The organism is Blautia faecis, assembly GCF_020554845.1.
Taxonomy (GTDB): Bacteria; Bacillota; Clostridia; order Lachnospirales; family Lachnospiraceae; genus Blautia_A; species Blautia_A faecis.
Map to the genome: position 1 here is coordinate 96,125 of NZ_JAJCIA010000002.1, position 20,847 is coordinate 116,971.

The 20,847-nt window shown below is 44.5% G+C and carries 21 protein-coding genes and 2 pseudogenes; 21 read left to right on the plus strand and 2 right to left on the minus strand.

The genetic code is table 11. The annotated features are described in order from the left end of the window. Nucleotide 1: 1 nt before the first annotated feature. The 16 genes from LIZ66_RS01595 to recN all read left to right on the plus strand — a co-directional run bounded on the left by LIZ66_RS01595 (nucleotide 2) and on the right by recN (nucleotide 14,919). A complete protein-coding gene (locus LIZ66_RS01595) occupies nucleotides 2-388 on the plus strand; it encodes a SpoIIIAC/SpoIIIAD family protein (protein WP_118581049.1) in 387 nt (128 codons plus the stop codon). Then, nucleotides 385-1,653 carry a stage III sporulation protein AE gene (locus LIZ66_RS01600; protein ID WP_226837128.1) on the plus strand — a complete coding sequence of 423 codons (1,269 nt, stop codon included), beginning with the start codon at nucleotides 385-387 and terminating at the stop codon, nucleotides 1,651-1,653. Before LIZ66_RS01595 ends, LIZ66_RS01600 begins: the two co-directional genes overlap by 4 nt. Before the next feature lie 84 nt (nucleotides 1,654-1,737). After that, nucleotides 1,738-2,304 carry a stage III sporulation protein AF gene (locus LIZ66_RS01605; protein ID WP_226837129.1) on the plus strand — a complete coding sequence of 189 codons (567 nt, stop codon included), beginning with the start codon at nucleotides 1,738-1,740 and terminating at the stop codon, nucleotides 2,302-2,304. Then, on the plus strand, nucleotides 2,246-2,632 hold the full coding sequence (locus LIZ66_RS01610) for a hypothetical protein (protein WP_226837131.1): 387 nt from the start codon (nucleotides 2,246-2,248) through the stop codon (nucleotides 2,630-2,632). Before LIZ66_RS01605 ends, LIZ66_RS01610 begins: the two co-directional genes overlap by 59 nt. 11 nt (nucleotides 2,633-2,643) lie before the next feature. Beyond that, a complete protein-coding gene (locus LIZ66_RS01615; RefSeq protein ID WP_118581034.1) occupies nucleotides 2,644-3,339 on the plus strand; it encodes a SpoIIIAH-like family protein in 696 nt (231 codons plus the stop codon). Between the two features lie 136 nt (nucleotides 3,340-3,475). After that, complete coding sequence (locus tag LIZ66_RS01620; protein ID WP_118581031.1) at nucleotides 3,476-5,065, plus strand: peptide chain release factor 3; 1,590 nt, start codon at nucleotides 3,476-3,478, stop codon at nucleotides 5,063-5,065. A gap of 183 nt (nucleotides 5,066-5,248) precedes the next feature. Then, nucleotides 5,249-5,635, plus strand: a complete 387-nt coding sequence (locus tag LIZ66_RS01625; RefSeq protein WP_118581028.1) for an Asp23/Gls24 family envelope stress response protein — start codon at nucleotides 5,249-5,251, stop codon at nucleotides 5,633-5,635. Nucleotides 5,636-5,739: 104 nt separating this feature from the next. After that, nucleotides 5,740-6,297, plus strand: coding sequence for a transcription antitermination factor NusB (gene nusB, locus LIZ66_RS01630; protein WP_118581025.1), 558 nt, complete (start codon nucleotides 5,740-5,742; stop codon nucleotides 6,295-6,297). Next, nucleotides 6,290-7,519, plus strand: coding sequence for an exodeoxyribonuclease VII large subunit (xseA, locus tag LIZ66_RS01635; protein WP_227200044.1), 1,230 nt, complete (start codon nucleotides 6,290-6,292; stop codon nucleotides 7,517-7,519). The genes nusB and xseA overlap by 8 nt, the downstream gene beginning before the upstream one ends. Nucleotides 7,520-7,600: 81 nt before the next feature. Then, nucleotides 7,601-7,825 (plus strand): exodeoxyribonuclease VII small subunit, encoded by a 225-nt coding sequence (xseB, locus tag LIZ66_RS01640; RefSeq protein WP_227200046.1) that lies wholly within the window; start codon nucleotides 7,601-7,603, stop codon nucleotides 7,823-7,825. Continuing rightward, nucleotides 7,809-8,705, plus strand: coding sequence for a polyprenyl synthetase family protein (locus LIZ66_RS01645; RefSeq protein WP_227200067.1), 897 nt, complete (start codon nucleotides 7,809-7,811; stop codon nucleotides 8,703-8,705). The genes xseB and LIZ66_RS01645 overlap by 17 nt, the downstream gene beginning before the upstream one ends. Nucleotides 8,706-8,718: 13 nt before the next feature. Beyond that, on the plus strand, nucleotides 8,719-10,602 hold the full coding sequence (gene dxs, locus LIZ66_RS01650) for a 1-deoxy-D-xylulose-5-phosphate synthase (RefSeq protein WP_173736398.1): 1,884 nt from the start codon (nucleotides 8,719-8,721) through the stop codon (nucleotides 10,600-10,602). Continuing rightward, complete coding sequence (locus LIZ66_RS01655) at nucleotides 10,599-11,423, plus strand: TlyA family RNA methyltransferase (protein ID WP_173736397.1); 825 nt, start codon at nucleotides 10,599-10,601, stop codon at nucleotides 11,421-11,423. The genes dxs and LIZ66_RS01655 overlap by 4 nt, the downstream gene beginning before the upstream one ends. A 55-nt stretch (nucleotides 11,424-11,478) precedes the next feature. Next, entirely contained in the window at nucleotides 11,479-12,357 is an 879-nt protein-coding gene (locus LIZ66_RS01660; protein ID WP_148462519.1) for an NAD(+)/NADH kinase, read from the plus strand. 191 nt (nucleotides 12,358-12,548) lie between these two features. After that, nucleotides 12,549-13,004, plus strand: coding sequence for an arginine repressor (gene argR / locus LIZ66_RS01665; RefSeq protein WP_118581008.1), 456 nt, complete (start codon nucleotides 12,549-12,551; stop codon nucleotides 13,002-13,004). Between the two features lie 238 nt (nucleotides 13,005-13,242). Next, nucleotides 13,243-14,919: a DNA repair protein RecN gene (gene recN / locus LIZ66_RS01670; protein ID WP_227200048.1), complete on the plus strand. Its 1,677-nt coding sequence runs from the start codon at nucleotides 13,243-13,245 to the stop codon at nucleotides 14,917-14,919. Nucleotides 14,920-14,949: 30 nt separating this feature from the next. On the opposite strand, the pseudogene LIZ66_RS18915 reads toward recN, so the two are convergent. Next, nucleotides 14,950-15,132, minus strand: a pseudogene (locus tag LIZ66_RS18915) (DUF6783 domain-containing protein); the annotation flags it as partial. Here LIZ66_RS18915 and LIZ66_RS18920 point away from each other — a divergent pair. Then, nucleotides 15,109-15,159, plus strand: a pseudogene (locus LIZ66_RS18920) (DUF6783 domain-containing protein); the annotation flags it as partial. The pseudogenes LIZ66_RS18915 and LIZ66_RS18920 sit on opposite strands and share 24 nt — an antisense overlap. 29 nt (nucleotides 15,160-15,188) lie before the next feature. Here the strand turns inward: LIZ66_RS18920 and LIZ66_RS01675 are convergent. Next, nucleotides 15,189-16,520: a SpoIVB peptidase S55 domain-containing protein gene (locus LIZ66_RS01675; RefSeq protein WP_227200050.1), complete on the minus strand. Its 1,332-nt coding sequence runs from the start codon at nucleotides 16,518-16,520 to the stop codon at nucleotides 15,189-15,191. Nucleotides 16,521-17,092: 572 nt separating this feature from the next. On the opposite strand from LIZ66_RS01675, the gene spo0A reads away from it, so the two are divergent. The 4 genes from spo0A to LIZ66_RS01695 all read left to right on the plus strand — a co-directional run bounded on the left by spo0A (nucleotide 17,093) and on the right by LIZ66_RS01695 (nucleotide 20,277). Continuing rightward, nucleotides 17,093-17,899: a sporulation transcription factor Spo0A gene (gene spo0A / locus LIZ66_RS01680; protein WP_118580999.1), complete on the plus strand. Its 807-nt coding sequence runs from the start codon at nucleotides 17,093-17,095 to the stop codon at nucleotides 17,897-17,899. Between the two features lie 91 nt (nucleotides 17,900-17,990). Further along, entirely contained in the window at nucleotides 17,991-19,436 is a 1,446-nt protein-coding gene (gene glgA, locus LIZ66_RS01685; protein ID WP_118580996.1) for a glycogen synthase GlgA, read from the plus strand. A gap of 394 nt (nucleotides 19,437-19,830) precedes the next feature. Continuing rightward, nucleotides 19,831-20,016, plus strand: coding sequence for a hypothetical protein (locus LIZ66_RS01690; RefSeq protein WP_148462515.1), 186 nt, complete (start codon nucleotides 19,831-19,833; stop codon nucleotides 20,014-20,016). Between the two features lie 12 nt (nucleotides 20,017-20,028). Then, the gene (locus LIZ66_RS01695) at nucleotides 20,029-20,277 is read left to right on the plus strand and encodes a spore coat protein (RefSeq protein ID WP_118580993.1); all 249 of its coding nucleotides are present in this window, start codon (nucleotides 20,029-20,031) and stop codon (nucleotides 20,275-20,277) included. Nucleotides 20,278-20,847 lie beyond the last annotated feature (570 nt).

Genomic DNA, 20,847 nt, shown 5'->3' on the forward strand with positions numbered 1-20,847 from the left:
AATGGACATTATAAAGATTTCGTTACTAGGCGTATGCGGTGTTATTCTTGGATTTCTTATGAAAGGAACCAAACCGGAATACGCCTGTTTTATTACAGTTGGAATTGGTCTTGTGATCATGGGACTTGCTGTGGGGAAAATTTATTACCTGTTTGAATCTCTGGGGAAAATCCAGGAGACACTTCCAGTGGACACGGAATATATTTCCACACTGGTAAAAATGATCGGAATTACCTACATCGGTCAGTTTGCCTCCGGAATCTGTAAAGATGCAGGCTACAGCACAACAGCGGCGCAGATTGAGCTGTTCTGTAAATTGTCGGTGATGGTTCTGAGCATGCCGGTGCTTATGGCACTTCTGAAGACGATTCAGGAGTTCATGGTATGAGGGTCTGGAGAAAAAAACAAAAATGGCAGGCAATTGCTGCATTGTTGTTTGCAGTATGGATTCTGATGGGAACCAGAAAAATAAATGTAAACGCAGAGAACATGGAAGCAGAGAGTTTTACAGGTGAAACAGCAGTCGAAACAGAGGAAGAGACAACGGAGAAAACGGTAACAGCAGGTATTGGCTATCGTGCAGCTTCCGCTGATTCTGAGGGCATTACGGAGCAGCTGGTTTCTGACATGTCTTTCGAACAGGTACAAACTTTAATGGATGAAATGCTGGGAGAGGACAGCTTCTCCATAGGAACAGCATTAAAAAACATGATAAACGGCGAAACAGTATTTTCAAAAGAGGCGGTGCAGCAATTTCTGCGCAGCCTCTTTTTTGAACGGCTGGAAAAAGAACGGGCTAATTTTTTTCGCATTCTTCTCCTGGTGCTGGCAGCTGCTGTTTTTTCAAATTTTGCAGAGGTATTTGAAAACAGCCAGATTGGAGAGGTAAGTTTTTACATGGTATATCTTTTATTATTTACCATTCTGATGAACAGCTATCAGCAGCTTGGAGTTTCTCTTGGAAAACAGCTGGAATGGATGACTCAGTTTATGAAAGGCCTGGCACCTGCTTATTTCGTGGCAGTTTCAGCAGCATCAGGAGCTGTCACGGCTTCTGTATTTTATCAGGGGGTTCTTCTTCTGGTGTGGCTGGTGGAATGGCTTCTTCTCACTTTGATTCTGCCAGGGGCTAATCTGTATGTTCTTCTTTGTATGGTGAACCATCTTTCCAAAGAGGATATGTTAAGCAAGATGGCAGAACTTCTGGAAACTATGATCAACTGGAGCCTGAAAACCATGCTTGGGGCTGTCCTTGGGCTTCAGGCGGTACGAGGGCTGGTTGCGCCTGCCATGGATGCCATCAAACGAACTGCCCTGGGCAGAACTGCCGGAGCGATTCCGGCTGTGGGAAATGCCGTAAATGCGGTAACAGAATTGATTCTGGCAGGGGCACTGCTTGTGAAAAACTGTCTTGGAGCAATGGCGGTGGTGGTTCTGCTTCTTGCAGGAGCCGGACCTGTGATTCATTATGGTCTCCTATCCCTTAGCTTTCGCTTCCTTGGTGCAGTGGCACAGCCTGTATCAGACAAACGAATCGTAGGCTGCCTTGGCACAATGGGAGAAGGCTGTGCCCTGCTTCTGCGGATCATGCTGACTGCGGAAATACTGTGTGTGCTTACCTTTATAGTTCTCATGGCGTCTGTAGGCGGATAAAAGTAACAGTAAGCGGAAATGAACCATAATAACCTGAGCATATGACTGTATGGGACCAAAATGGGATGCGGGAAGTGATATATTATGAAAGAAGCCATCTACAGCTGGATCAAATGCCTTGCCATATTTTATATTCTGTTGACTATGCTCATCCATCTGGTGCCTACCGGGAAATATCAGCGTTATGTGCGTTTTTTTATGGGACTTTTGCTGATGGTTATGCTGATCACTCCCATGCTTTCCATTCTGGAAAAAGCTAAGACACTGCCGGAAAGCTTTTCCAGCCTTTACCAGCAGGAAGAAAAAAAGCGGCTCACTCTTGATCTGGAAAATCTTCAGAAAAGCCTTCTGGAAAAAGGTGTGGAGGAGCAGCTTGAGAAAAATATTCCGGAATCTTTGAAAAAGAAAGGCATAGAAGTGACGGCATGCAAAGTACATATAGAAGGGGAGCTGTTAAAAGTCTGCCTGTGGACGAAGGAGGTGCCAGATGGAGAGCTTGAGAGGGGGATAAAAGATGAACTTGCAGCAAACTGGGGAATCAGGGAAGAAAACTGTGAAGTCCTTGCTTGGGAAAATGGGAAGCAGACAATGGGTGATTCTTCTCCTTCTGGGACTTCTGCTTACAGTAATCGCACTTCCGGTATCCAATAAAAAGGATAGCTCCCCGGAAGTAAAAAGCAGTTCCTTTTTTTCAGCTTCTTCTGAGGAAAATACAGATGCAGAACGGACAGTTCTGGAGAAAAAACTGGAAGATCTTTTATCCCAGACAGAAGGAGTGGGAAAAGTGCGGGTGCTCCTTATGACGGGGGAAGAAAAAGACAGCAGCAGTTTCTACGATTCCGGAAATCAGGCGGTGACCGGAGTGCTGATCGCGGCGGAAGGAGCAGATAATTCTGTGGTTTCCAGGAATATTGTAGAAGGAGTTATGGCATTATTTCAGCTGGATGCCCATAAAATTAAAGTAATGAAAATGAAATGAGGAGAGGTAAAGTGAAAAAGATTCTGAAAAAGAACCAGGTAATCATTACTTCACTGGCGGTTCTGATCGCAGTTGCAGGATACCTGAATTTTGCAGATGTAGATCTTGGCCTGAAAAATAAGGAGGCAAGCGCGGACAGCAGCAGTATTCTGGAGGATGTAGACTATGATCTGACCGATGAAACAGCCCTTCTGGATGAGAACGGGGCGGATAGCAGCCTTACGGATGTGCAGGATCAGACCACCAGCACGCCGGGGGAAGCTGTACTTACTGCGGCTTCTGATTTTGCGGCCCAGGCCAAACTTTCCAGAGAACAGATCCGTTCCCAGAATAAAGCAGACCTGCAGGCTATTATTAACAATCAGGATCTGGGAGATGACCAGAAGCAGGAGGCTGTGAGCACAATGGTTTCCATGGCGGATCTGACGGAAAAAGAGTCGGCAGCAGAACTTCTTCTGGAAGCCAAAGGCTTCGAAAATGTGATCGTAAACCTTACCGGAGAAACGGCAGATGTGGTGGTTCCGGAAGCAGATCTGACAGATGCAAAACGGGCTCAGATTGAAGACATTGTGAAAAGAAAAACGGGAATTGCGCCGGAAAATATTGTGATCACGCCGTTAAATGAAAGCGAGGAAGAACTGGTAAATAAAGATGAATCACTGGAGACTTCCGTGGATATTGATGATGATACTACAGTAAATCCGTGATAATACTACAGTAAATCCATGATATACCCCCTTGACAGTGCAGCAGTCCTTATACTAGAATAGGAATGCTGCAAAAATATAAGAATACACGCTCTAGAGCGTGTCTGAAATAGAGAATTCAAATAGGAGGCTAAACGTGTCGAAGTATACGAAAGAAATAGAAAAAAGAAGAACCTTTGCCATCATTTCCCACCCGGATGCAGGTAAGACTACTCTGACTGAGAAATTCCTGCTGTATGGCGGAGCCATTAATCTGGCCGGTAGTGTTAAAGGAAAGGCAACGGCCCGCCATGCAGTATCAGACTGGATGGAAATTGAAAAGGAGAGAGGTATTTCCGTTACTTCTTCCGTATTGCAGTTCCATTATGACGGTTACTGCATCAACATTCTGGATACTCCTGGACATCAGGATTTCTCAGAGGATACTTATCGTACCCTGATGGCTGCAGATTCTGCAGTTATGGTAATCGATGGGTCCAAGGGTGTTGAGGCACAGACCAGAAAGCTGTTCAAGGTCTGCGTTATGAGACACATTCCTATTTTTACGTTTATCAATAAAATGGACCGTGATGCCAACGATACCTTTGATCTTCTTGACGAGATCGAAAAAGAGCTTGGAATCGCAACCTGCCCTATTAACTGGCCAATCGGTTCCGGTAAGAAATTCCGCGGTGTTTACGACCGCAACACGAATAAGATCCTTACTTTCACAGATACCCAGAAAGGTACCAAGGAGGGAACTATTGAGGAAATCGATCTGGATTCTCCTCATGCACTTGAGGTTATGGATCCGGAGCAGAAAGAACAGCTTCTGGAGGAAATCGAGCTTCTGGATGGCGCAAGTGCCGAGTTCGATCAGGAGATGGTAAGTAAGGGAGAACTGACTCCTGTGTTCTTTGGATCCGCTCTTACCAATTTTGGTGTTGAGACTTTCCTGGAGCATTTCCTGAAGATGACTACGTCACCTCTTCCAAGAATGGCAGACTCAGGTCTTGTTGATCCTATGAGCGATGATTTTTCTGCTTTTGTATTTAAGATTCAGGCAAATATGAATAAGGCTCACCGTGACAGAATTGCATTTATGCGTATCTGCTCCGGCAAATTCGATGCCTCCCAGGAGGTTTATCATGTACAGGGGGATAAGAAGATGAGACTTCTTCAGCCCCAGCAGATGATGGCTGAGTCACGCCATGTAGTTGAGGAGGCTTATGCAGGAGATATTATCGGTGTATTTGATCCCGGTATTTTCTCTATTGGAGATACGATCTGTACGCCTGGAAAAAAATTTGCATTTGAGGGCATTCCTACATTTGCACCGGAGCACTTTGCAAGGGTAAGACTTCTGGATACCATGAAGAGAAAGCAGTTTGTAAAGGGAATTAACCAGATCGCACAGGAAGGTGCCATCCAGATTTTCCAGGAGCTTTACGGAAATATGGAAGAGATCATTGTGGGCGTTGTTGGTGTGCTCCAGTTTGATGTTTTGAAATATCGTCTGGAGAACGAGTATAATGTGGAAATTCGTCTGGAAAATCTGCCATATGAGCACATCAGATGGATTGCGAACAAGGATGAGATTCAGGTGGACAAGATCGTCGGAACTTCTGACATGAAGAAGGTTACAGATCTGAAAGGCAATCCGTTGCTTCTGTTTATCAATGCATGGAGTGTGGGCATGACAGAAGACAGAAATCCGGATTTAATATTAACAGAATTCAGTAAATAACTCTTTTCATTTTTGACGCATTTTGCTATAATTAAAGAAAGTCTCGGATAGAAATAGAACTGCGCAGATGCGTGGGATGATCCGTTTCGTGTAAATACGCCGTAAGGCAGATTTGACGCTGGCCTCGTGGAAAGATGCGAATTTTCCGGCAGCCGGCAGATTAAACCTAGGAGGTTTGTAAGCATGGCAGAGAAGAGAACAACATATAAAATACAGGATATTGAGGGAATCGGTGAGGTTCAGATCGCAGATGAGGTCGTTACTATTATCGCCGGACTTGCCGCTACAGAAGTAGACGGAGTTGCCTCCATGGCAGGTAATATTACCAATGAGCTGGTAAGCAAGCTTGGAATGAAGAATCTCTCCAAGGGAGTTAAGGTTGAAATTGTTGACAGTGTGGTAAGCGTTGACCTTACCCTGAATATTGAATATGGCATGAATATCCTTGAGACCAGCAAGAAGGTTCAGGAGAAAGTAAAAGCAGCCATTGAGAACATGACAGGACTTGAGGTTGCAGATGTCAATATTCATATTGCAAGCGTAGATATGGAGAATGAAAAAAGCAAGTAAACGAAAAAAGGAAAGTAAACCTTTCCTTTTTTTTCTATGAATGTCTGCGTGAGCTGGCATTTCTTTGCAGGGATTTTCGGGAGTTACAGATAGTAGGAGGAAACATGAGAAGAAGGGAACAGAGAGAACATATTTTTAAGCTGCTTTTTATCAGCGAGTTTAATACACAGAAAGAAATGGAAGAGCAGCTGGCTTTATATTTAGCTGATATTGAGAATCTGGAAGAGAGCGACCGGGACTATATCAGCCGCAAATATATGAACATTATGAACCACACAGATGAGCTTGATGAGAAGCTGAACAGCATCAGTATGGGATGGAAGACAAGCCGTATGAACCGTGTTGATCTGACAGTTCTTCGTCTGGCTGTGTATGAGCTTGAATATGAGAAAGAGGAAGTGCCGGTAGGAGTTGCCATCAATGAGGCTGTAGAACTGGCGAAATGCTTCGGTTCTGAAGAGTCCGGTGCATTCGTAAACGGAATCCTTGGAAAGATTGCCAACCCGGATAAGAAGGTTGCTGCAAGAAAGGCATCTTCTAAGAAAGAAGAACAGACCTCTGCAAGACCGAAATCCGGTTTCAAGGTAAAGGATCCTTCCAAAAAGGTGGTAGTTGTCAACCGCAATGTAAGCTCCAGGGCACCGGAAAATAAAAATGAATAATGTCTATTCTGTTGGTCAGGTAAACCGCTATGTGAAGAACATGTTTACCCAGGACTATTTTTTACAGAATATTTATGTAAAGGGAGAGGTATCCAACTGTAAATACCACTCCACAGGACACATCTATTTTACCTTGAAGGACGAAGGCGGCACACTGAAATGCGTTATGTTCGCAGGTTCCAGAAAAGGTCTTGCTTTCCGCATGAAAGACGGAGACAAGGTGATAGCCGGGGGCAGAGTAGATGTTTATGAAAGAGATGGCGCATATCAGTTCTATGCGAAGGAGATTACTTTAGAGGGAGCTGGTGCGCTTTATGAAAGATACCTGGCGTTGAAGCAGGAGCTGGAGGATATGGGAATGTTTGCACAGGAGTACAAGCAGCCCATACCGGAATTTGCCCACAGAGTGGGGATTGTCACATCTCCTACAGGTGCTGCGATTCGGGATATTATCAACGTTTCCACCCGAAGAAATCCTTTTATCCAGAGTATTCTTTACCCGGCACTTGTGCAGGGAGAGGGAGCAGCGGCCAGTATTGTACGTGGTATCCGCATGCTGGACGAGGCAGGCGTGGATGTGATCATTGTAGGCCGGGGCGGTGGTTCTATCGAGGAACTATGGGCTTTTAACGAAGAAGAGGTGGCAAGGGCGATTTTTGAGTGCCATACACCTGTAATTTCTGCAGTGGGACATGAGACTGACTTTACCATCGCGGATTTTGTGGCGGATCTTCGTGCCCCTACACCTTCAGCAGCGGCAGAACTCGCCTATTTTGACTGCCGGACTCTTTTGAATTCCATGCAAGGGTATCAGGAACGGCTGGAACGGGCAGTGTGGAATAAAATTGACGTAAACAGGGCAAAACTGGAAAGATATGGAACACGTCTTCAGTATCTGAATCCAGAGAGCCGTCTGCGTGACCGTCAGCAGTATGCGGCAGATGTGCAGGAACGAATCCAGTCTGCCATGGAACAAAAGATAAAAGATAAAAGACACAGACTGTCCCTCTATCTGGAAAGGTTTCACGGTCTTTCTCCTCTTCGGAAGCTGAATCAGGGTTACTCCTACGTTTCTGATAAGGAAGGAAAGATATTGACAAGCGTTTCACAGGTAAAACAAGGGGATGGTCTGCTGATTTATGTTACAGATGGTACAATAGAGGCGTCTGTACAGAATACAAAAGCCAGCAGTTACGGAGCAGATACAGACAGTGAAAAATAAAGTCAGCATGCAGATCGTGCATAGCTAGTAAAAGACTTCTGTGCACAATGTGTGCAGCAATAAAGACGGAGGTGCGGAAGGATGGCTGATGAGAAAAAAGAAGAGAAAACTCTGGAGGAGGCTTTTTCAGAGCTGGATGTTCTGGCTGGAAGGCTGGAAGACCGTGAGACCTCCCTGGAAGATTCATTTCGCCTTTATAAACAGGGAATGGAGCTTCTGAAATATTGTAATGATAAGCTTGATACTGTTGAGAAAAAAATGCTGCTGATGAATGAGGATGGTAGCCTTGGTGAATTTTCAAGATGAATTAAAAAAAAGAACAGAAGAAATTAATAAAGTGATCCAGTCTTATCTTCCGGAAGAGGAAGGTTTTGCGAAGACTATGGCACAGGCAATGAATTACAGTATTCTGGCAGGAGGAAAGCGCCTTCGCCCTATGCTGATCCTGGAAACCTTAAGGCTGTTTGGAGGAGAAGAGAAGCTGGCATATCCTTTTATGGCAGCAATGGAGATGATTCATACCCATTCACTGGTCCATGATGATCTTCCGGCTCTTGATAATGACGATTACCGGAGAGGACGTCTTACTACTCATAAAGTTTATGGGGAAGCTATGGGGGTTCTTAGCGGTGTGGCACTTCTCAATTATGCTTATGAAGTGATGCTTACAGCTTTTGACACGGCAGATACACCAGATTGTCAGGCACATATGATTCAGGCACTGAAGGTAATGTCCCATAAGACCGGACTTTACGGAATGCTTGGCGGACAGAGTGTGGATGTGGAAAATGACGGCAAGCCTATGAGCCGTGAGATGATTGATTATATTTATGAGAATAAGACTTCTGCACTTATTGAAGCCTCTGTGATGACAGGCGCAATTCTTGGAGGTGCCACGGAAGAAGAGACTGCTATAGTAGAAAAAGCAGCAAAAAATATCGGCCTTGCGTTCCAAATCCAGGATGATATCCTGGATGTGACCAGCACCGAGGAAGAGCTGGGTAAGCCAATTCACAGTGATGAGAAGAACCATAAGACTACTTATGTGACACTTATGGGAATTGAGAAAGCATCACAGCAGGTGAAGAAGCTGTCAGATGAGGCAGTTACTTTGTTTGAAGGACTGAATAAGAAAAATGAATTCCTGTTTACTCTGGTGAACGAGCTGGTGGGACGCAGGAAGTGAAAGAAGGATACAAATGATTCTGGATAAAATAAAAAAGCCCAACGATATTCACAAAATTCCTCTGGCTGAATTTCCGCAGCTGGCAGAAGAAATACGAAGCTTTTTGATTGAATCCGTCAGCAGGACAGGAGGACATCTGGCATCCAATCTTGGAGTGGTAGAACTTACACTGGCACTGCATAATGTACTGGATTTTCCAGATGACAAGCTGATTTGGGATGTAGGCCATCAGGCATACACTCACAAGATCCTCACCGGACGAAAAGGTGAATTTGAGACCCTGCGCAAGGAAGGCGGACTTAGTGGTTTTCCAAAAAGAGGGGAGAGCAATTGCGACTCTTTTGACGCGGGACACAGCTCAGATTCTATTTCAGCAGGCCTTGGTTATGTGTATGCAAGGGATCTTCTTGGTGAGAATTATCATGTGGTTTCTGTGATCGGCGATGGTGCGCTTACAGGCGGTATGGCTTATGAGGCGTTGAATAATGCAGCTGAATTGGAGACCAATTTTATAATTGTTTTAAATGACAATAATATGTCAATCTCTCCAAATGTAGGAGGAATGTCAAATTATCTCAGTGCGATCCGTACTGCAGAAGCATACACCGGAATGAAAATGAGCTTGAATAAGGCGGTAAAAAAGATTCCCCGTGTGGGAACCGCTATGGTGGATGCTGTGAGAAGGACGAAAAGCAGCATTAAGCAGCTTTTTATTCCGGGAATGCTCTTTGAAAATATGGGCCTGACCTATCTTGGACCGGTGGACGGGCATAATATGCGCCAGATGATGCGTCTTTTTAATGAGGCAAAGCGTGTGAAGGGACCGGTTGTGGTTCATGTTCTTACAGAAAAGGGACGTGGCTATGAACCTGCAAGACAGAATCCGGATATGTTTCATGGAATCGGACCGTTTGACATCAAGACTGGAAAGCCAACCCAGAAGAAGGTCTGTCCGGGCTATACGGATGTGTTTGCAGATGCTTTGTGCCAGGTGGCAGCAGAAGAAGAGAAGCTGGTTGCCATTACAGCTGCCATGCCTGATGGTACCGGGCTGAAAAAGTTTTCCCAGAGATTTCCAGACCGGTTCTTTGATGTGGGAATTGCAGAAGAGCATGCAGTTTCCTTTGCAGCCGGACTGGCACTTGGCGGAGTAGTCCCGGTGGTTGCCATTTATTCCTCCTTTTTGCAAAGAGCTGTGGATCAGATGCTTCACGATGTGTGCATGCAGAAGCTTCATGTGATCTTTGCAGTGGACAGGGCAGGTCTTGTTGGAGCAGATGGTGAGACACATCAGGGCAATTTTGACATTTCCTATCTCAGCATGATGCCTGGAATGACAGTGATGGCACCGAAGAATGACTGGGAGCTAAAGGAAATGCTTCGCTTTGCTGTGAAAGCGGATGGCCCGGTAGCAATCCGTTACCCAAGAGGTAATGCATATCAGGGGCTGCAGGAATATCAGACAGCTGTGGAGATGGGGAAAAGTGAAGTCCTTCACAGCGGTTGTAAGGTAGCAGTTCTGGCACTTGGAAACATGGTGGAGATCTGTGCAGAGGTCTGCAGTGAATTACAGAAGGAAGGAATTGATTCTACCTTTGTAAATGTCAGATTTGTAAAGCCATTAGATACAGCTTTGCTGGATCAGCTGGCGCGGAATCACAGCCTGGTGGTAACAGTAGAAGAAAATGTGCAAAATGGTGGCTTTGGACAGCAGGTATGCGGTTATATGGAAGAACATCATCCTGGTATCCAGGTGCTGCCAGTGGCTATTCCGGATCGTTTTGTGCCTCATGGAGGTGTGGACAGTCTTAGGGTACAGCTGGGGCTTAGCGCCAATGCCATTGCAGAGAAGATAAAGAAAATTTCAGGTAACTATTCAGAAGGAATAAGAGAATGAAGAAACGATTGGATATGATGCTGGTGGAGCGCGCTCTTGCACCTTCCAGAGAAAAAGCAAAAGCATATATCATGGCCGGACAGGTTTATGTAGATGGTCAGAAGGAAGATAAAGCAGGCTCCATGTTTACTGAAACGGTGAAAGTGGAAGTCAGAGGAAACACCCTTCCATATGTAAGCCGCGGCGGCCTGAAGCTTGAAAAAGCAATGAATGAATTTGATGTAAGTCTTGAGGGGAAGGTGTGCATGGATGTAGGCGCCTCTACAGGCGGTTTTACAGACTGTATGCTTCAGAATGGCGGTGTGAAGGTATATTCTATTGATGTGGGATATGGCCAGCTGGACTGGAAGCTTCGCAACGACCCAAGAGTTGTGTGCATGGAGAAAACCAACATTCGCTATGTGGTACCGGAGGATATCCAGGAGAAACCTGCATTTTCCTCTATTGATGTTTCCTTTATTTCCCTGACCAAGGTACTGGGACCTGTGCGAAATCTTCTTACAGAGGATGGCGAAATCGTCTGCCTGATAAAACCCCAGTTTGAGGCTGGCAGGGAAAAGGTGGGAAAGAAAGGGGTTGTCCGTGATCCTGCTGTACACGAGGAAGTGATAGAGAAGGTGAGGGATTTCGCCATGAGTATTTCCCTCGAGCCATGCCATCTTTCTTTTTCTCCGATCAAAGGACCAGAGGGAAATATTGAATATCTTCTGCATCTGAAGAAAAAACCGGAGGGAACGGAGGTTCCGGACAGTCTTACTGTGAAAGTGGAAGATGTGGTTGCACAGGCACACGGAGCATTGGATAAACCGGCAGAAAAATAGTATGCAGTTGAATGCTGTTGCTTACAGGGGCAGTAAACAGATACAGGACTTTGGTATGAATAAGTTTTATATTATAACCAACAATGAAAAAGATAAAAATCTGGAATTTACAGACCGGGTAGTGGATTATCTTGGAAAAAGAGGCGGACACTGTGAAGTTCAGCTTGCAGGAAGACAGACTGCAGGTCCGTTCCACTATACGGATCCAAGAAAGATTCCGGAAGAAACACAGTGCATTATCGTACTTGGCGGTGATGGAACCCTTCTTCAGGCTGCCAGAGACATTCAGGCGGCTCACGATAAGAAGCGCAGTCAGATTCCCCTTCTGGGAGTCAATCTTGGAAATCTGGGCTTTCTGGCTGAGGTGGACAGGCAGTCTGTATACCAGGCTCTTGACAAGCTTACGGAGGATGTCTACGAGGTGGAAGAGAGAATGATGCTCTCCGGGACTGTTTACCGGGGAGACAGGGTCATTGGCAAGGATATTGCCTTAAACGACATTGTAATTGCAAGGGAAGGTCCCCTTCGTGTTGTAAGATTTAAAAATTTTGTCAATGACGAATATCTGAACTCTTATAACGCTGATGGAATTATTATTTCCACACCTACAGGTTCGACAGGATACAGCCTTTCTGTTGGCGGTCCTATTGTTTCACCAAGTGGAGAGATGACGATTATGACACCGATCGCGCCACACACTCTGAACAGCCGAAGCATTGTTTTCCCGGCGGAGGATGTGATCACGGTGGAAATGGGAGAGGGACGTCACCAGGATTGTGAAAAAGGACTGGCTTCTTTTGATGGGGATTCTGAGATTCCGATGATCACAGGAGATAAGATTGTGATCCGGAAGGCAGAGGTGAAAACCAGGATTTTGAAGCTGAATCATCTTAGTTTTGTTGAAGTGTTGAGACAAAAAATGAGGGATAGCTGATTTTTATTAATGTATCAGAATACAAATATTATTATAAGTATTGATCATAGTATGGGAATTTTATTGATAATATCATTTTCAGAATGCGTTGCAAAGGTTCATTCAGAGCTTGTTTGAAAAAGGGGTATTGTAAGTGACAGCCTTTTTTAACAGACTTCAGGGCAGAAAATCTTTGCAGGGGAGGTTAAGAAGTGAAATTAGCAAGACATGAGAAAATTATCGAACTGATAAAAGAATATGACATAGATACACAGGAAGAGCTTGCAGCCAGATTGAATGAAGCCGGTTTTAAGGTGACACAGGCTACGGTTTCACGAGATATCCGTGCACTGAAAATGACCAAGGTTGCAGGAAAAGACGGGAAATCCCGCTATGCCATCCTGCAGGATACACAGCCAGGGCTTGGGGACCAGTATACAAGAGTGTTAAATGATGCGGTTGTGTCCATTGAGGTTGGACAGAATCTGGTAGTGATCAAGACAGTTACCGGAATGGCAATGGGAGTTGCCACCGCCCTGGATGCCTTGAAATGGCCGGAAATCCTGGGCTGTATTGCAGGAGATGACACGATTATGTGTGCCTGCAAAAGCTCTGAGCTGGCGGAGGGTGTCATGGAGAAGCTGGGTAGTATTTTGAACAGAAGATAAAAATGGAAACAGTTTGCATGACCGGAAGTTTCAATCGGGTTTCAGAGCTGACTGAGAACATAAAGTGGATCGGGCAGGGAGTTCCTGCTCGATTGTTGCTATCTGAAGGGCATGTGTGGCTTTGAAGCATAGCGTTGCCTGACATTACATATGGCATTTAGACCTGTTTATAAGGGTATGAGAAAAGAGTAAGGAGTTACTGTCCATTTGAATATACAGTAACGTAAGGAGGTCAACCTTGTTAGTACATTTACACGTAAAAAACCTTGCACTCATAGATGAAATTGAAGTGGAATTCGGACCAGGGCTGAATATCCTCACCGGTGAGACTGGTGCCGGTAAGTCCATTCTTCTCGGTTCCATGCAGCTGATCCTGGGAGGAAAGACATCCAGAAGCATGATCAGGGAAAATGCGCCCTATGCACTGGTAGAGCTTTTATTTCAGGTTGAAAATACGAAAGCAAAAGAAGCACTTGCCGCACTTGATATTTATCCGGAGGACGGACAGATCCTCATGTCAAGAAAGATCATGGACGGCAGGAGCATTAATAAAATAAATGGGGAGACAAGCACTGTCAGCCAGATGAAGGCCGCTGCAGCCTGTCTTCTTGACATTCACGGGCAGCATGAGCACCAGTCCCTTCTCTATGAGGAGAAACAGCTGGAAATCCTGGACGCTTATGGCCGTGAGAAAATCTTTCCGGAAAAAGAGAAGGTGAAAGCAGCCTATCAGGAATATAAGAAATGTCAGGCAGAACTGAAATCCCTTGATATGGACGAAGAACAGAAGAATCGGGAAATGGCTTTTCTGGAATTTGAGATCAATGAGATTGAGAAAGCATCTCTGGTTCCAGGAGAAGACGAAGAATTGGAAAAGCAGTATCGAAAGCTCTCCAATGGACGCAGAATTATCGATTCCCTGCAAAGTGCCCATGCCCTTACCGGATATGACGGACAGGGAGCCGGGGAAGCAGTGGGAGAGGCTCTTCGGGAGCTTTCCAGAGTGACAGAGTACGATGAACAGCTGGAATCCCTTTCCCAGACCTTAAGCGAAGTGGACGGACTTCTCAATGATTTTAACAGGGAGCTGTCCTCCTATATGGATGACATGACTTTTGATGAGTCCGTATTTTATGAGACAGAGCACCGCCTGGATCTGCTCAATGGTCTGAAAGCCAAATACGGTCAGCGTATCGAAGAAATCCAGGAATACCAGAAAAAACAGCAGGAAAAGCTGAACAAACTTCAGAAGTATGAAGAAATTTTCGAGGCTGCCAGGGAAGAACTGAAAAAGGCAGAGAAACAGCTGGAAACAGCCTGCAGCCGTCTTTCGGAAATTCGTAAAGAATACAGCCATCAGCTGGAGGAAAAGGTAATTCAGGGATTAAAAGACTTAAATTTTCTGGATGTACAGTTTGCCATCACGTTTTCCAGAAGAAGCAGTTTTACAGAGAATGGTTATGATGAAATTCAGTATGAAATTTCCACAAATCCGGGAGAAAGTCTGAAGCCCCTTGGTAAAATCGTATCCGGCGGTGAGCTTTCCAGAATTATGCTTGCCCTGAAGGCAATCCTGGCAGATCGTGACCAGATCGAAACACTGATTTTCGATGAAATAGATACGGGAATCAGCGGACGCACTGCTCAGAAGGTTTCTGAGAAAATGGCAGTGATCGGGCATCATCATCAGGTGCTCTGCATTACCCATCTTCCCCAGATCGCAGCCATGGCAGATTCCCATTTTGAGATCGAGAAGCAGGTTGAAGGCACCAAGACCACCACTCAGATTCATCCCCTTGATGAAGAAGCCTCCATCCGCGAACTGGCCCGTCTTCTTGGGGGTGCCCAGATCACTGGCGCTGTGCTGGAAAATGCAAGGGAGATGAAAAAACTGGCCAGGGAGTGCAAGGCATAATTCCTTTTTGTAGATTGAGAAAATGAGTTTTCAAACATGTAAGTTGAAATCCTCTGTGAGACAGGCTCCTGTCTGACAGGGGATTTCTGAATATATCAGAAGCTTTTTCAGGCAGGCTCCGGAGCGAGTCTGAAAAATCATTCCCGCAATCTGCACGCCCCACTTTGCGGTATATTTTGCCCGAATTCAGTTGCCGTAGTCCGCTACGGCGCCCTCATCCGGGCAAAATCTCCCACAAATTGTGACGCACATCTTGCAGAAAGCCTTTTTCAGACACGCTCCAGCATGTTTTCAATAAAAATTCCATACCCACTTGCCGCATCCTGGACAAAAACGTGGGTTACCGCACCGATTACTTTTCCATTTTGCAGGATGGGACTGCCTGACATGCCCTGGACAATGCCGCCGGTGGTGTTAAGAAGCCGCTGATCGGTGATATGGATGATGAAACTTTTGTTAGTGTCCTCGTGGTTCATGTCGATTCTGGTGATTTCTGCATCGTATTCTTTTACTCCATTACCTACATCACACAGAATGGAAGCCGGACCGGTCTGTACTTCCTGTTTGTAGCCGATTTTCATCTGGCGGAGGGAAATTGGCAGAGAATCATTTCCGGAAAAACTGTCTGCAAAATCCCAGAAAGAAGTTTTGGACTGGTTAAAGCTTTCAGAAGCATTGACCGTATCATCTGAAGCAGAAGCTGCGGCCTGGAGCTCTGTAATATTATTGCCAGAACTGTTGGTGAAACTGCCGTAAATTCCATTTGAACTATTTACACGAATCTGTCCGATCACATTGTCATTTCTGTAACGGATCAGCCCGGAAAGTTCTCCGGGACTTCCTTTTTCCCCTTTTTGCACTCCGAGAATCTGGGCACAGTAAAGATTTCCTCCCTTTATTGACAAAAGATTTCCTGTGTCGATATCGCTGATTCCATGGCCAAGAGCACCGAAATTTCCGTCTTTTGTTACATAGGTAAGGGTTCCGATTCCCTGGGTGTCATCCCGGACCCAGATTCCAAGCTTGTACTTTCCGGAAGCATCCTGTGCCGGGGAGAGAGAGACCGGAATGGTACTGTTATTTCTTCGCACGCTTACCGTAACAGGCTTTCCATCAATAGTTTCCAGATCGTTAATTAAATCCTGCTTGCAGGATATTTTCTGCTCATTTAGTGCAACAATATAATCGCCAGGCTTTAAAATATTTTTTGCCGGATCCTGCATCTGCCCATTTTTAGAAAGGATTTCTCCGGTGTCGATCACAAGAACTCCGTCTGTTTCCATGTAAATCCCCACTGTGCTGCCACTGACCAGAATGGTGTCTGCCTCTGTTGGTTTCACTTTAATATTCTTGAAAGCTATTTTTCCAAAAAGTCTGCAAGGCAGTTGGTAGCTGCCTTCCCCGGAAGTAGTGATTGTATCTCCGAAAGATACAAAAGGAAGATTGGAAATCTGGGAAAGGTCAAGTCCTGAATTTTTGTCAATGTGTATTTCATCCGGAATTTTCCGGTCCAGATAACGATATCCCAGAAATACCATTGTCAGAAGGTCAAGGACAAGACAGAGCAGGATAAAATGTTTGTATTTTCGTTTCTGGTACATGTTTTCACATCCTTTTCTTTTGTTTTTCACTGTGCTGGTACAGCAAATATTAAGTAACCGCTATAGTGACTTGTCTGATTTTTCATATACTGTGTCAATATAGCAGAAACTTAATTTTCACTGTACTAGTATGGAGAAAAATCATGATTTCACTCTTGTATTTTTATGAACCTGTTCCATATCTTTCAATCATAAAACGCGAAAAAAATAAACTGTGTTAAATTGAGAGGCGGTGTAAAACGCTGTCTTAATATAAAAATCCCCTCAGAAAAAATGAAATTATTGTCGTTAAAAGACGCAAAAAAGCTCGAAACTAATCGAACGAAAATGCAGTAAAAACGGCAGTTTCGGCTTGATTTCCCCATGGCAGTTCCACTATAATAGACGTTGTTACAGCAAAGGAAAATTTTTCTGAAAAATGTGCAAGAGCAAACAGGGCCCTGCTGTTTTGTACAGGTGATAGGAAGATATTGGGAAGAAAAACGCGTTTGCTTCCTGATATCAGAAATATAGCAACTTTCCGGCTGTGGATTGCCGGAGAATTTTCAAAATAGTAGAAGGAGAATGGCCTCATGGAAAAATTGAATGTGGCAATTGCGGACGATAATGAGAAAATGGTGGAGGTACTGAGTAAGATCATTGATCAGGACGAAGAACTGAAACTGGTTGGAAAAGCACATAATGGAGAAGAAATCTGTAACATCATAAAGGAAAAACAGCCTGACGTGGTTGTACTGGATATTATCATGCCAAAAGTAGACGGACTTTCAGTGATGGAGCGCTTCAGTCACGATGAAAATTTGAAAAAAGTGCCGTCATTTATTGTGGTTTCGGCAGTGGGACAGGAGCGGATCACAGAGGACGCTTTTGATCTTGGAGCAGATTATTTTATGCTGAAGCCTTTTGACAACAAAATGCTGCTGAACCGAATCAAACACATCCGCCGGGCGGGAGAGAGACGCGTCAGGGAAATGAACCGTCCAAGACAAAAGGAAGAGGAAAATACTTACAATTCAGGAAATCTGGAAACGGATGTGACAGATATCATACATGAAATCGGAGTACCTGCACATATTAAAGGTTATCAGTATCTGCGGGATGCTATTATTTTATCCGTAAATGACATGGAAATGCTGAATTCTATTACAAAAATTTTATACCCAACCATAGCCAAACGCCATCAGACAACGCCAAGCCGCGTGGAGCGGGCTATCCGACATGCCATTGAAGTTGCATGGAGCCGTGGAAAAATGGATACCATTGACCAGCTGTTTGGCTATACAGTGAGCAATGGGAAAGGAAAACCTACCAATTCCGAGTTTATTGCACTGATTGCTGACAAAATCAGACTGGAATATAAAAATCGTTCTTTCCAATGAGCCGAATTTGGGGTATAATAAAAGACAGAAGCAGGTTACTGGCATTAAGTGGCAGTAACGCTATTTGCTATTACTAAGGAGGGTTTTTTGAATGAAAAGAATTCTTTTTGCAACATCAGAGGCAGTGCCTTTTATTAAGACCGGAGGATTGGCTGATGTAGCCGGCTCACTGCCGAAATGCTTTGATAAACGTTATTTTGATATTCGCGTGATCTTACCGAAATATGCCTGCATGAAGCAGGAATGGAAAGATAAAATGGAATATGTCACACACTTCTACATGGATCTTGGATACAAGAACTGTTATGTAGGTATTCTTCAGATGGAGTATGATGGCATTAAGTTCTACTTTATAGATAATGAGTATTATTTCAGTGGACCGAAGCCATATGACAGTGCTCCGTGGGATCTGGAGAAATTTGCATTCTTCTCCAAGGCAGTGCTTTCCGTACTTCCGGTAATCGATTTCCGCCCGGACATTATTCACTGCCATGACTGGCAGACAGGTCTTGTTCCGGTTTATCTGCACGACAGCTTCCAGCAGAATCAGTTTTTCTGGGGAATTAAGACCATCATGACCATACATAACCTGAAATTCCAGGGTGTATATGATGTGAAGACAATCAAGGAGCTTACAGGACTTTCCGATTACTATTTTACACCGGATAAGCTGGAAGCATACAAGGATGGCAACTTCCTGAAGGGTGGTATTGTATTTGCAGATGCTGTTACTACAGTAAGTAATACATATGCAGATGAGATCAAGACACCGTTCTATGGCGAAGGTCTGGACGGACTGCTCCGTGCACGCTCCAACAGTCTGCGTGGTATTGTAAATGGTATTGATTATAATGATTTTAATCCGGAGACAGATATTAATCTGTCAGCTCGTTATAATGCTACCACCTTCCGTAAGGAGAAGGTTAAGAATAAGATCCAGCTACAGAAAGATTTAGGACTTGAGCAGGATCCGAAGGCTATGATGATTGGTATTGTTTCCCGTCTGACAGATCAGAAGGGATTTGACCTGATCGCTTATATCATGGACGAGCTTTGTCAGGATAGTGTACAGATTGTAGCTCTTGGCACAGGAGATGAGCGCTATGAGAATATGTTCCGTCACTTTGACTGGAAATATCATGGCAAGGTTTCTGCACAGATTTATTACGATGAGAGCATGTCTCACAGAATCTATGCAGCTTCTGATGCATTTCTGATGCCGTCATTGTTTGAGCCATGCGGTCTGAGCCAGCTGATGAGCCTTCGTTATGGTACTCTTCCAATCGTCAGAGAGACAGGTGGTCTGAAGGATACGGTAGAGCCTTACAATGAATTCGAAGGAACCGGAACCGGATTTTCATTCAGCAATTACAATGCACATGAGATGCTTTCCACGATCCGCTATGCAGAGCACATTTACTATGACAAGAAGCGCGAATGGAATAAGATGGTAGACCGGGCTATGGCAAAGGATTTCTCATGGAGTAATTCCGCACGTCAGTATGAAGAGATGTACAACTGGCTGATCGGGGAATAATGATTCTGTAAGAAATATGCCATTTAAAGTACGGATATAGATATATATGGTACATAATATATACGGTACATAATAAGATGAAATTCGGACATACTACTTTCTGTAAAGTGTCCGCCTCAGGATACAGGAGAGATTAATTTTCTCCTGTATTTTGTATATATGGACATTTGAAGGCTGTCGAAAACAAAGGTTCCATACTGTTGGTTTTCGCTACAGAAATATTTTAGTTACTGTTCACTGGTAACATTCCGCGAGGTGTTTTTTGTGAACGTAGTTCACAGAAAACCCGAGAAGTGCGGCGCGAAATCATGCAAATGCATGATTTCTGTGCATCGCGAAGCGCGTTGCTGTGAACGGAGTGAACAGTAACATATTTTAACAGGAGGCAGGTTATATGAACCAAATTTCAGAACTGGATCTACAGAATTTACGTCACCTGATTGGCGGATTTGACACCACCCATTGTAAAATGGAGGAGTATGCAAGTAAGGCTACAGATGCCCAGGTAAAACAGTTTTTCCAGAAGTCTGCCCAGTCGGCAGTGGACTGCAAAAATCAGCTTATGCAGTATTTACAGTAGGAGGTGCCGCAGATGAATGAAAAAGTGATGGTAGCAGATACCCTTGCCGGAATTAACGGTGAACTGACCCGTTATGGGGAGATGATCCCTCAGACAGAGAATCCTCAGCTGAAACAAACCTTAAAACAGATGAGAAATCAGTGCGAGATGTCCCAGGAGGAGATTTACCAGATTGCCCGTGCAAGAGGCTATTATGTGCCGGCAGCTCAGGCAACAAGGGAAGAAGTGGATCATGTCAGAAGCGTGCTTAGCCAGGGATAAGAAGGGATAGTGTTACTGGTCACGGAGTGAACAGTAACCGGGATAGTCAATAACATCCGGGTTGCAGGAAATAATTCTTGTAATTCCGGATGTTTTGCTATATAGTAGAATTACTGACAGGAAAACGACAATAAAAAAGTCGTATACGATTCATTTCAAAATTTACCGGAGTTTTGTCTGTCTCCGGGTATACAAGAATTTCACACCCGTATTCCGGGATGATTCCACCGGTGAAAATAACTTTACAGTTCGTTTGGCTTAACATGAAAAATAAAATTTTTATATGGCGAGTAGGGGCTTGACAAGTGAACTGATTTAAGATAGTATGTACTACAGAGAAGCGAACATAGGTTCGTATTTGCGCAAGCAAGAAGATCCTGGCTGCTGTTCACTGGTAACGTTCCGCGAGGTGTTTTTGTGAACAAAGTTCACAGAAAACCCGAGAATTGCGGCGCGAAATCATGCTTTGCATGATTTCTGTGCATCGCGAAGCGCGTTACTGTGAACGGAGTGAACAGTAACAGATCCTGGCTGCTGTTCACGGATAAGGTTCTGCCAGGTGCCTTTTGT

Excerpts from the sequence above, each read along its gene's own strand:
- xseB (WP_227200046.1), top strand. The coding sequence starts at position 7,601 with ATGGCTGATGAGAAAAAAGAAGAGAAAACTCTGGAGGAGGCTTTTTCA.
- LIZ66_RS01675 (WP_227200050.1), bottom strand. The coding sequence starts at position 16,520 with ATGTACCAGAAACGAAAATACAAACATTTTATCCTGCTCTGTCTTGTC.
- LIZ66_RS01625 (WP_118581028.1), top strand. The coding sequence starts at position 5,249 with ATGGCAGAGAAGAGAACAACATATAAAATACAGGATATTGAGGGAATC.
- spo0A (WP_118580999.1), top strand. The coding sequence starts at position 17,093 with ATGGAAAAATTGAATGTGGCAATTGCGGACGATAATGAGAAAATGGTG.
- LIZ66_RS01595 (WP_118581049.1), top strand. The coding sequence starts at position 2 with ATGGACATTATAAAGATTTCGTTACTAGGCGTATGCGGTGTTATTCTT.
- xseA (WP_227200044.1), top strand. The coding sequence starts at position 6,290 with ATGAATAATGTCTATTCTGTTGGTCAGGTAAACCGCTATGTGAAGAAC.
- nusB (WP_118581025.1), top strand. The coding sequence starts at position 5,740 with ATGAGAAGAAGGGAACAGAGAGAACATATTTTTAAGCTGCTTTTTATC.
- LIZ66_RS01695 (WP_118580993.1), top strand. The coding sequence starts at position 20,029 with ATGAATGAAAAAGTGATGGTAGCAGATACCCTTGCCGGAATTAACGGT.
- LIZ66_RS01690 (WP_148462515.1), top strand. The coding sequence starts at position 19,831 with ATGAACCAAATTTCAGAACTGGATCTACAGAATTTACGTCACCTGATT.
- LIZ66_RS01655 (WP_173736397.1), top strand. The coding sequence starts at position 10,599 with ATGAAGAAACGATTGGATATGATGCTGGTGGAGCGCGCTCTTGCACCT.
- LIZ66_RS01660 (WP_148462519.1), top strand. The coding sequence starts at position 11,479 with ATGAATAAGTTTTATATTATAACCAACAATGAAAAAGATAAAAATCTG.
- LIZ66_RS01605 (WP_226837129.1), top strand. The coding sequence starts at position 1,738 with ATGAAAGAAGCCATCTACAGCTGGATCAAATGCCTTGCCATATTTTAT.
- LIZ66_RS01600 (WP_226837128.1), top strand. The coding sequence starts at position 385 with ATGAGGGTCTGGAGAAAAAAACAAAAATGGCAGGCAATTGCTGCATTG.
- dxs (WP_173736398.1), top strand. The coding sequence starts at position 8,719 with ATGATTCTGGATAAAATAAAAAAGCCCAACGATATTCACAAAATTCCT.
- glgA (WP_118580996.1), top strand. The coding sequence starts at position 17,991 with ATGAAAAGAATTCTTTTTGCAACATCAGAGGCAGTGCCTTTTATTAAG.